This window comes from Streptococcus mitis SK597 (genome assembly GCF_000148545.1).
GTDB lineage: Bacteria > Bacillota > Bacilli > Lactobacillales > Streptococcaceae > Streptococcus > Streptococcus mitis_C.
The window spans coordinates 52,261-63,800 of the sequence record NZ_AEDV01000097.1 but is presented as its reverse complement, the minus strand read 5'-3'; the positions used below and the strand labels follow the sequence as shown (position 1 = coordinate 63,800).

General features: G+C 35.6%; 11 protein-coding genes. All 11 read right to left on the bottom strand.

All coding sequences use genetic code 11. The features are described from left to right. Window positions 1-72 precede the first annotated feature (72 nt). On the bottom strand, window positions 73-2,031 hold the full coding sequence (gene ftsH / locus SMSK597_RS12400; protein ID WP_000744567.1) for an ATP-dependent zinc metalloprotease FtsH: 1,959 nt from the start codon (window positions 2,029-2,031) through the stop codon (window positions 73-75). 15 nt (window positions 2,032-2,046) lie between these two features. Continuing rightward, window positions 2,047-2,589: a hypoxanthine phosphoribosyltransferase gene (gene hpt, locus SMSK597_RS12395; RefSeq protein ID WP_000892171.1), complete on the bottom strand. Its 543-nt coding sequence runs from the start codon at window positions 2,587-2,589 to the stop codon at window positions 2,047-2,049. A 4-nt stretch (window positions 2,590-2,593) separates the two neighbouring features. Further along, the gene (gene tilS, locus SMSK597_RS12390; protein ID WP_001209054.1) at window positions 2,594-3,871 is read right to left on the bottom strand and encodes a tRNA lysidine(34) synthetase TilS; all 1,278 of its coding nucleotides are present in this window, start codon (window positions 3,869-3,871) and stop codon (window positions 2,594-2,596) included. Next, entirely contained in the window at window positions 3,868-5,136 is a 1,269-nt protein-coding gene (locus SMSK597_RS12385) for a serine hydrolase (RefSeq protein WP_001224743.1), read from the bottom strand. The genes tilS and SMSK597_RS12385 overlap by 4 nt, the downstream gene beginning before the upstream one ends. After that, window positions 5,129-5,251 carry an SP_0009 family protein gene (locus SMSK597_RS14005; RefSeq protein WP_000429331.1) on the bottom strand — a complete coding sequence of 41 codons (123 nt, stop codon included), beginning with the start codon at window positions 5,249-5,251 and terminating at the stop codon, window positions 5,129-5,131. Before SMSK597_RS14005 ends, SMSK597_RS12385 begins: the two co-directional genes overlap by 8 nt. A 4-nt stretch (window positions 5,252-5,255) precedes the next feature. Next, window positions 5,256-5,624 carry a septum formation initiator family protein gene (locus tag SMSK597_RS12375; protein ID WP_000041903.1) on the bottom strand — a complete coding sequence of 123 codons (369 nt, stop codon included), beginning with the start codon at window positions 5,622-5,624 and terminating at the stop codon, window positions 5,256-5,258. Then, complete coding sequence (locus SMSK597_RS12370) at window positions 5,617-5,883, bottom strand: RNA-binding S4 domain-containing protein (RefSeq protein WP_001234978.1); 267 nt, start codon at window positions 5,881-5,883, stop codon at window positions 5,617-5,619. Before SMSK597_RS12370 ends, SMSK597_RS12375 begins: the two co-directional genes overlap by 8 nt. Window positions 5,884-5,940: 57 nt before the next feature. After that, a complete protein-coding gene (mfd, locus tag SMSK597_RS12365) occupies window positions 5,941-9,450 on the bottom strand; it encodes a transcription-repair coupling factor (RefSeq protein WP_000258125.1) in 3,510 nt (1,169 codons plus the stop codon). Then, complete coding sequence (gene pth, locus SMSK597_RS12360; protein WP_000040628.1) at window positions 9,451-10,020, bottom strand: aminoacyl-tRNA hydrolase; 570 nt, start codon at window positions 10,018-10,020, stop codon at window positions 9,451-9,453. Window positions 10,021-10,091: 71 nt separating this feature from the next. Further along, window positions 10,092-11,207: a redox-regulated ATPase YchF gene (gene ychF / locus SMSK597_RS12355; protein WP_001218707.1), complete on the bottom strand. Its 1,116-nt coding sequence runs from the start codon at window positions 11,205-11,207 to the stop codon at window positions 10,092-10,094. 84 nt (window positions 11,208-11,291) lie between these two features. Further along, the gene (locus SMSK597_RS12350) at window positions 11,292-11,486 is read right to left on the bottom strand and encodes a DUF951 domain-containing protein (protein ID WP_000285186.1); all 195 of its coding nucleotides are present in this window, start codon (window positions 11,484-11,486) and stop codon (window positions 11,292-11,294) included. Window positions 11,487-11,540 lie beyond the last annotated feature (54 nt).

The window sequence follows — 11,540 nt, the reverse complement described above, 5'->3', positions numbered from 1 at the left end:
TCCCATTTCCCCCATTCTGTTCCCTACACCATCTAAACTGCACAAAAAAGAGAGGTCTTGCCTCTCTTGGGGTTATTTTTCATCATTCATTTTTGACTTTACTTCATCATAAGATAATGCATGAGATTCCTCTTCTACGGTTTCAGGCATCTTTCCTGTTTCATAAAGAGCTTTAATTTGTGTACTATCCAATGTTTCGTATTTTAATAATGCTTCTGCAATCAACTTGTGAGTTTCACGATTTGACTGAATAATTTCAGCAGCTTTATTTCGTGCTTCATTCAATAATGAACGAACTTCTTCGTCAATTTCATAAGCTGTTTGTTCTGAAATTAATTTTTGAGGACTCTGTCCCCCAAACATAGCATGGTTTCCTTCATATTGTACTGGGCCAAGTTTTTCACTCATACCGTACTCTGTAACCATTGCACGCGCCATTTGTGTCGCCTGTTCAAAGTCGTTTGAAGCTCCTGTAGTTTGGACATTAAAGATAATTTCTTCAGCTACACGTCCACCCATTAAGCCAGCCAATTGCTCTTTCATATCTTCTTTAGATAGAAGCATTTGGTCTTCCTTAGGAAGTGCAATCATATAACCACCTGCACGACCACGTGGTACAATTGTAACCTTATGGACAACGCGAGCATTCGACAAGACTAGACCAACAATGGTATGTCCTGCCTCATGATAGGCAACCAATTCACGTTCTTTTTGTGAAACTGTCTTATCTTTCTTAGAAGGACCAGCAATAACTCTATCTTCTGCTTCATCAATATCTGAAGCATCAATTATCGATTTATTACGACGAGCGGCAACCAAGGCTGCTTCATTCAAGACATTCTCTAAATCAGCACCAACAAAACCTGGAGTTTGTTGAGCAACTAATTTCAAATCTACATCTTCTGCTAAAGGCTTGTTCTTAGCATGAACTTTCAAGATTGCTTCACGACCTTTAACATCAGGACGGCCAACCAATACTTTTCTATCAAAACGTCCTGGACGCAGAAGGGCAGGGTCAAGTACATCTGAACGGTTTGTCGCAGCAATGACAATAATCCCTTCATTTCCCTCAAAACCATCCATTTCAATCAAGAGTTGGTTCAAGGTTTGTTCACGTTCGTCATTTCCTCCGCCAAGACCAACTCCACGTTGACGTCCAACAGCATCAATTTCATCGATAAAGATGATAGCTGGCGCTGCTTTTTTGGCATCTTCAAAAAGAGAACGAACACGACTAGCTCCAACTCCGACAAACATTTCTACAAAGTCAGAACCTGAGATACTAAAGAATGGAACGCCTGCTTCTCCGGCGACTGCCTTAGCAAGCAAAGTCTTACCTGTTCCCGGAGGTCCCTCCAGAAGTACCCCTGCTGGAATACGGGCTCCAAGTTTTGTAAATCGTTTTGGATCTTTTAAGAACTCAACAACTTCAACTAGTTCTTGTTTTTCTTCCTCAGCTCCAGCAACATCTGAAAATCTTACTTTAATATCTTCTTTATTTGCAGCTTTAGCCTTACTACGTCCAAAACTCATTGGGTTACGGCCATTTCCTCCTCCCATATTTCCCATCATAGAGAATAGGAAGAAGAATAGAATTCCAAATGGCACAATGGATACGAGTAGATTAATCCACATACCACTTGAACTTTCATGCTTAATAGTTACTTCTGCCTTATGGTCCGAAGCAAGTTTTTGCAATTCTGATACTGTGGTATCAGAGGGAAGAATAATACTTGAAAATTTCTCTACTGTTGTAACAGATGGAGAAAAGAACTGAATGCCTGTTTCTTCTTTACTTGTTTTAGGATTTTTATAGACACCCGAAACTTCGATAACACTGCCATTTGGTTGGTAGGTTAATTCTTTTACATTGTCATCGGTAATTTCTTTTACCAATTCTGTATAATTAATTTGCTCACTTTTCCCTGCAACACTACCTGTACTAAAATACTGATAAGCTGTAACTAGGAAAAAAATAAGTAATAACCATAGAAAAGGATTTTTAATTAAACCATTATTTTGTTTTTTCATTAAAAATTGTTCTTTCTAATTTGAATACACTTCTTCTTTTAATACTCCAACATAAGGAAGGTTACGATAATTTTCTTTGTAGTCTAAACCATAACCTACTACAAACTCATTTGGGATAGTAAAGCAGGTATAGTCTGCCTCAATTTCTACAACACGTCCTTCTGGTTTATCCAATAAGGTTGCAATCTTAACAGAAGCTGCATCTCTTGCAATAAACATATCTCGCAAATTCTTCAAAGTTTGACCTGTATCAATGATATCTTCTACAAATAGAACATGTCTTCCTTTGATATCTTGAGTCACATCTTGCTTGATATTGATCACACCGCTACTTGCTGTTCCACCATGGTAGCTAGAAACCATCATAAAGTCCATTTCAATATGTGTATCAATATGTTTGACCAATTCAGCCATAAAAGGAATAGATCCTTTTAAAATCCCAACTAAAATTGGATTTTTTCCTGCATAGTCCTTAGTTAATTGAGCACCTAATTTTTTAGCAGCTTCTGTAATTTCATCGTGTGAAACGAGGATTTTTTTAATATCATTTTCTAACATTTTTTTACCTATCTATTTTTTCTATATAAAGTACAGTGTTCATTATATCATTTTTCGTGTTTTTACTCAAATTACTGGTCGCAATTCCCAAAATTGAGACAATTTCACCAAATTGCTCAATAATCAGAGCAGATTTTCGCTTTTCCATAGGGATTTTCAAATCAATAAATAGACGTCTGAGTTTTTTTCTATGCCCATTTTGAATCAAAAAATCTCCTCTTTTTCGATGACGAATGTGTATTGATGTTTCCCGTGAAACAGGTATTCGCTGAATTGATTCACCTTCTAAAGGAAGTCCAAAGGAAAATAAATAACCTTGATAAGATACCTGATTTTGATAGTGTAACACAAGTTCATCTTCCTTTTCATCAGCCTGCGGACTGATTTTACAAATCTGAAACTGTTGATACTCTTTTATCAATTCATAGCCATTTTTAAGCAGATGACGATACTGGCTTTTAGTTTTTAAAATTTGCATAACTTCATCAAACTGCGCTTTTGTAAGATTCAAATCTGGAAAACGATTCAGATAAGTTTGAAGTAAAACTCTTTGTGTCGACTCAGAGTAAGACAATAGCTGCTCTAAATTTTCTACATCAATATTCTTTGATAATTCAGCTATAGCTAAGTCATAATCTAAAATTTCATTACCGATACTTAAGATTGAATCTCTAAATCGAGGATTTTCTTTTTCTAATTCTGGTAAATAAGAATTTCGAATACGATTTCGAAAATAATGATTTTTCTTATTTGATGTATCTTCAAAGTGAAAAATTGGTGGAAAGTCTTTTTTCTGAAAATGCAAGAAGGGACGAATGATTTCTATCACTCCGACTACTTGCTTCTCCTTAATTCCTGATAGATAGCGCAAACGAGTGCCTCGAATCAAACGCATCAAAATCGTTTCCACCTGGTCATCAGCATGGTGGGCAGTAACTAAAGCTGTCGCACCTGTCTTTTTCATGACCTCTTGAAAAAAATCATAACGAAAATGTCGAGCACGCGCTTCTGAAAATTCTCCTGAAAAATCGCTGATATAAATAGGAAGCTCTGCTTCAGCAGCCAACTTCCTTAATTCCTTTTCTTCCCAATCTGATTCTACTCTCTGCTTATGATTCACATGAGCTAGAATCAATTCAATTTCTAACTCTTTTTGATACGTAGATAACACCTTAAATAGAAACATAGAATCTAGTCCACCAGAAAGAGCTAGCACCACCTTAGTATGCTTTTTGAAATATCCCTTCTTGAGAAAATGATTTAAAAAATCTTGTTCCCTCATTTTAGAACCTCATAAACATCCTGAGCTATCTGAGAAATTGTATCATAATCAGAATTCTTAGTGAAAATAGAAAGAATAAATGGAGAATCTGCGTAGACAACACCCGTATCATGCTTAAATTCGTCCGCATCCCCAATTTTATGAGCTACCTTCACAGAAACACCTTTGGCAATTCGCTGATTATCAAAATCTGTTTTAGTCAAAGACTCTAGCACAAATCCATTTTGATTATAAATAGCTTCCATGATCTTCCCGGCCATCTTGGAAGAAATCAATTTTTCTTTTGGATCCCAATCATCTCCCATAATGGCAGACATCTTGGATTTGAATGTGGAATCAGATTGGTTTGAAATGTAATAACCCAATATGTTATGAGCTACATTATCCGATTCTTTTGATACTTTTGTGATTAAGTCCTTGAGAGAATACTCTTTATTATCCTCTTTTTTAGGAAGACTACCACTTCCCTCTGGTTTATAAGAACCTGGAAAATCATTGACTTCAGATACGTATTTTACAGTCGTATCTAACTGATAAAGACCCTCATTTATTTTTTCTTGCGCATAATAGAGATAAGGTAGTTTCAAAACACTAGCTGCATACATCTTTTCATTTTGATTGATACCAGCTTCTTTTCCAGTAGTCAGTTGCTTAACATAAACAGAGAATGAATCTTTCTGATATTTTTCCGATAACATTTCTTGGACTTTACTCATCCGATTCTCTTCTTCAGAAGTTGATTCCTTATCTACCCACCCAGCCTGATTAATATGTAGAACTTCCCTTCCTTCTACAAACATGGTCTTATCGATTGATACTTGTGAATAAGCTGATAAGGATGATTTCACTTCTTTTAAATCATAAGGACTATTGTACAGTTTAAAATCAGATTCTAACCATACTTGTTTTATTGTTGGAGTCACCTCTGACTGATCATATAAAAATCGTTTGTCTGCAGCAATAAATTGATGGTTGGATAACTTAAATACTGGAATTCCTTGTTTATTTAAACGCCACTCGGTTATTTGAAAACTTGTTTTGGGAGTCAATTTTCCAGATTCCACTACTAAATCTTCATTCGCATAAATAGGAACCACTCCATAAACCATAGGAGAATTTAGCTTTTCTCTAAAATAAATACCAAAGTCAGATTGCGAAAGGTAATAAATTTCTTTCGAAGTATAGACGACTTCTTTTTCTGTGCTAACGACTTTTGAAATGGTCAAAAAACTTGGTAGCAACAAAATAATTAAGAATTTACGCATTCTTCCTTTCCTTTTCTTCTTGTAAACGCAATAATTGATTTTTATCAGCCAATTCTTCCAGCTTTTCATCTGACAAACTCAAAAATTGCTCAATTATGTCTAATAAATTTTCCATTTTATCACCTTTGAAGCAAGTCAGGAATCGTATAAACTATTTCCCTCGACTTAGAATAATAGTACTTCGCTCGTGTATATTTGGCAGCATAATCCTCATCTTTCAACTTGGTAGCAAATGCTGTCTCCTTATCCTTTTCATCACTCAAAGTTTGATACTGAGTTTGCAAGTCTGCTAATTGCTGACGTCTTTGGAGTAATTGCTGATAGCTCTGCGCTAAATTAAAAGTTGGCAAGATAAATAATAGCATAATCAAAATCAATACCCACCCCATAAAACGATTCCGTTTTTGCCGTTCTTTCATCAGGTAGCGACGGCGTTGGTGTTCATTTTGAATAAAAGAATTATTCAATTGTACGATATTTTTAGACATTTTCTTCTACCCGTGTTTCACTGATAATTTCATACATGCCTGCTGCATCTTCTTTTTTTGTACTATCTTTCATCTCTAGTACTTTTACAAGTAGCAACTTATTGCCAAAGCGAATTTCAACTTGGTCATTAACTTTCAAATCCGTTGAACTTTTGGCCAAGATTCCATTCACCTTGATTCTGCCTTTATCTGCTACTTCTTTTGCGACTGTACGACGCTTGATAATTCGCGATACTTTTAAATATTTGTCTAATCTCATCCTTATTACCTCAACTTATTATTGTACCATTTTTATCTATTTTATAGAAGAAAAATATCAAATGGCATTTTCTTCCTTCGACTCTTTTATCTCTAATAAACTTTCTCCAAAAATCAGCAGACCTTCTAAAATTTCATAATCTTTCTTATTTTGAACATCAAATACAAGCTCCATTAATCCCTTATTCTCAGCGATGCCTGCTTTTAAGTTCGTTGCGGATAAAGCTTTAAAATAATCTTGAGCTAAAAACAGTCGTTGAGTGACTTTTTCAAATTGAACTGTAATTTTATTATCTTTTCTTTCCACACGTTGAACAAAGACCTTGTCCAAGTATGATTTGACCAAACCAATCTCTAAAAGATAAGCTACCACGTCTGGGTACTCTCCAAAACGGTCTATCAACTCCTCTTGTAACTCTTCATAATTGACACGGTTGTCAATTTGACGAATTTTTTTGTAAATTTCAATCTTATGTCGTTGGTCTGAAATATAAGTATCAGGAAGATAGGCATCAATTTGCAAAATCAACTCAGCATTCCCTTTAGTTCTTGTGTTAGCGTTAGCATTACCGTTTCGTTTAGCAATAGCTTCCTCTAATAACTGCGAATACAATTCAAAACCAACAGAATCAATGAAACCAGACTGGGATTTTCCTAGGAGATTCCCTGCTCCACGAATCGAAAGATCTCGCATAGCAATCTTAAATCCGGATCCCAATTCTGTAAATCCTTTAATCGCTTCTAATCTCTTCTCAGATACTTCACTAATTGATTTTTCTGGACGATACATGAGATAGGCATAAGCAATACGATTACTACGACCGACTCTTCCTCTTAACTGATACAAGGTTGACAAGCCCATATGGTCCGCATTTTCAATAAATAAAGTATTGGCATTTGGAATGTCCACCCCTGTCTCAATAATGGTAGTCGTCACCAAAATATCGTATTGTCCCTCAATAAAGTCTAATAGAGTATTTTCTAACTGGATTTCACTCATTTGTCCGTGAACATAACCAATTGAAGCTTCTGGAATCAACTCCTGTAATTCTGAAACCTTCTGGTCAATCGTGTCAACTTTATTATAAAGATAGTAAACTTGACCTCCACGCTCCATTTCACGCAAGACTGCATCACGAATCACACTATCATTCTTTTCTAAAACATAGGTCTGAACAGGATAGCGATTAGTTGGAGGAGTTTCAATAACAGATAAATCTCTGATTCCCAGCATAGACATGTGAAGGGTACGAGGAATTGGCGTTGCTGTCAAGGTCAGGACATCTACTTGTTTTTTCAGTTCTTTCAAGGTTTCCTTATGCTTGACACCAAATCGCTGTTCCTCATCAATAATCATCAAGCCCAAATCAGCAAACACAACATCTTTTGACAAAACACGATGTGTTCCAATCAAAATATCAACTTGACCGTTTTTCAATTTTTCAAGTGTTTCAGTCTGCTCTTTTTTACTTCTAAATCGACTCAATACATCAATATTAACTGCAAAATTTTGGAATCGTTCCTTAAAATTCGTATAGTGCTGTTGCGCTAAAACCGTCGTCGGAACTAGAACGACAACCTGTTTGTGATCATTGACTGCCTTAAAGGCTGCACGCATAGCAACTTCAGTCTTTCCAAAACCAACATCCCCAACTAAAAGTCGATCCATTGGTTGAGAAGCCTGCATATCTCTCTTGATTTCCTCAACACTACGAAGTTGATCATCCGTTTCAACATAAGGGAAGGCATCATCAAAAGCATGTTGATCTTCATCATCAGCTGAGAAAGCAAAACCCTTCAACTGGCTGCGTTCAGAATAAAGTTTAATTAAATCGTCAGCTATATCCTCTACCTGGTTCTTAACTTTTTGCTTTGCTTTTTTAAAATGACCGTCATTTAATTTATTGAGTTTAGGATCTTTCCCATCACTTGAAATATATTTAGACAGTAGATGAATCTGTTCTACTGGGATAGAAATTTGATCACCATTTTGGTATTGGACGCTAACATAATCGCGGTGAATCCCTTTGATTTCAATGGTTTCAATTCCTAGGTATTGACCAATTCCATGAATGTGGTGAACAACGTAGTCCCCTTTTTCAAGTTCATTATAATCTTTTAAGCGCTCTGCATTTGAAACATGTTGTCTTCGAAAACGACGTTTTAATTTCTTTTGAAAAATCTCATGTTCAGTAATCACCAGAATTTTTTCATCTACAAAATGAAAACCATGTCTGAGATTGCCCTCGATTAAGTTTACAGATTCTTGACAGATTCTTGACTTATCTCTAGAATCCAATTTAATCTGATATTCCTCTAACACATCCTCCAATGTTTTACTTCCCATTGAATTGCTAGACTGCAGAATAATAGTATAATCCATTTTTTTGTATCGCTCAATTTCTTCTTTTAGAAAAGAAAATTGATTGAAAAACTCCTGCATAGGATATTGATTAAATTGATAAATTTGATCAAACTTGAGATTTCCTAAACCCTTTTGCATATTAGAGAAAAAGGTAACCGGACTCTGTTTTTTATAGATATGCTCTGTATCTGCAAAATACTGCATCTCAGAAAATGCTTTACTGTTCTGTAATTCTTCTGTAAAGTATTGTGCTAATTCTCTTTCAAATACTTCATACTGATTCATTAATTTTTGATAATCATCAAAGAATATTGGGGTATCTTTTTCAATATAGTCAAAAACAGTCCATATCTTGTCATAACACAAAGATAAAAATTTCCGGGAATCAGAATGAATTTGTTTTTGGTGAAAACTTGAAAGAATTTCTTCTAAGTATGATTTTAAAATAGGTGATAACGTTTTTGAAATTTGTTTTTCTAAAGCTGACTGACCTCGTTGATAATCCTTTTCTCTCAAAAGTATGTCGCTAGCTGGAAAGATTGTGAGTTCTGTCTGATTTTCTTTTGATAATTGTGTTTCGACTTCAAACGACCTGATACCATCTACTTCATCACCAAAAAACTCAATTCGGCAAGGTTCTAACTGGGATATTTCAAAAATATCTAAAATATCTCCTCGAAGACTAAATTCGCCCTGAGTTTGTACTTGTGTAACCTTTCGATAGCCTATTTCCTTTAACTGATGGATAAGCGCGTGTTGGTCATATTCTTCACCAACTGTTATTTTTACAATACTATCTTTGAATATATTTGGAGACGGTAAAATCAATCGACTTGCTGCGATATTACAAACTAAAATCCCTTTCTTAGATGAATTAGTCAAAAAACGCAAGGCTTCAACCCGTGAAATGATTTTTTCTTGTGAAGACATCAAAAACTCGACCATAGGGGAGTCATCTACCAAAAATGGATAGACAAGTTCCTCACCCAAGATAGAGATAAGATCACTAACAAGTCCTTCTGCTTCTCCATAAGTTGACGTCAACAACACAATCTTATCTTCCTGTCTCAAACTACTAGCAATTGCTAAAGCTTTTGTAGAAGTTGACAAGCCTAACATTAATTGTCTTTTCTTATCTGTCAGATTTTGATGCCATTTTTTTATCTGATCATTTTCTGAGAATAAATCTAATAAGGTCACCATTTATCCGTTATACCTCTGCATCGTTTTTTCAAAGTTTTTCTCTTGTAAATAGTAGTTTACAGAATCGTCAACTTTGTCAATAGACTGTAAAATACCAATATAATCATCCTTGTCAAACTTACTCAAAACATGGTTAACAACTGACATACCATTTTTAGGTCTTCCAATTCCTATCTTAACACGATTAAAGACCTGAGTTCCAATATGTTGAATAATAGACTTGATACCATTATGACCACCCGCTGAGCCTTTTGTTCTTAAACGAATTTTCCCAACTTCCATGTCAAGATCGTCGTAAATGACGAGTAAATCTTCAATATCCAAACCATAATAAGTCAATAAAGCATGAACCGCTTTTCCACTTTCATTCATAAAGGTCGTTGGTTTGACAAGATAAATTTTTTCTCCATTTAGGAAAAAGGATGCTAGGTCAGCTTGAAATATCTTATCGTGTGTAAAAGTAACATTCTGTTTCTTCGCTAGTTGGTCAATCAACATAAAACCAACATTGTGTTTTGTTTCAAAATATTTATCCCCTGGATTTCCTAATCCTACAAGTAATTTGCTCATTTATTTTTCCTTTCAAAAGCCAAAAGGGTTGGAATTTTTTCCAACCTAAGTGACACTATTCATTAAATTTTTTAGACATTAAAGCGGAATTCCATGATATCGCCGTCTTGAACGATATATTCTTTTCCTTCTTCACGCAAGCGTCCAGCTTCTTTTACGGCCTTTTCAGATCCGTATTTCACTAAATCCTCATATGACATGGTTACTGCACGAATAAATCCTTTTTCAAAGTCTGAGTGGATAATCCCAGCTGCTTGAGGAGCCTTCATACCACGTTTGAAAGTCCAAGCGCGAACTTCTTTTTCACCGGCTGTGAAGTAAGTTCCCAATCCAAGCAAGTGGTAAGCTGCACGCGTCAACTTATCTACACCTGATTCTGTCAAACCAATGGCTTCAAGAAACTCTTTTTTATCTTCATCGTCCAATTCAGAAATTTCTTCCTCAGCACGCGCAGAAATGACGACTACTTCAGCATTTTCTGTCGCTGCAAATTCACGAATTTGTTTGACATAGTCGATAGAGTCAGGTTCTGAAACCACATCCTCGTCAACATTAGCAACATAAAGAACTGGTTTAGTTGTCAAAAGGAAAAGACCTTTGACAACTTTTTGTTCCTCATCTGTAAATTCGATTGTACGAGCTGATTTTCCATCTTCAAGGACTGGTTTAATCTTTTGAAGAACATTAAACTCTGCTACTGATTCTTTATCTTTTTGCGTGCGTGCCATCTTTTCTACACGCGCATAACGCTTATTGACTGATTCTAAGTCTGCAAGAATCAATTCCAGGTTAATGGTGTCAATATCTGCAAGTGGATCCACAAAGGCGTCTTCACGTCCTTGCTCACGCATAACATTTTCATCATCAAAAGCACGAACTACATGAACAATCGCATCTACTTCACGGATATTGGCCAAGAATTTATTCCCTAGTCCTTCTCCTTTTGAAGCTCCTTTTACAATTCCTGCGATATCTGTAAATTCAAATGTTGTTGGAACTGTCTTTTTAGGAGTGATCATTTCAGTCAATTTTTGTAGGCGTTCATCTGGAACCTCAACCATTCCAACGTTTGGATCAATCGTCGCAAATGGATAGTTTGCAGCCTCTGCTCCTGCTTTTGTAATTGCATTAAATAGTGTTGATTTACCAACGTTTGGCAAACCAACGATACCTGCTGTTAAAGCCATATTTTCTCATTCTCCGTTTTCATTTCAATCCCTAATATTATAACACAAAAAGGGAAAACTTGCTAACCCTCTAACTAAGGGTTTTCAGTCAATAATTTTATTCATTTTTCGATCAAAATCATAGCGCCCCATCATGACAACATGGTCACAATTACTGCACTTTATTTTGATATCTGCTCCTACACGTGTAATTTCCCAACGATTAGCTTTTTTTCCTGTTGACTTGATGGTGCAAGCATGTGGTTTTTTCATCTCAACAAAATTTCCAACTTGATACATACTACTCTCCTTTTCTTTTTCGATTATATCATAAAAGAGGCGAGCTGAGCTCAA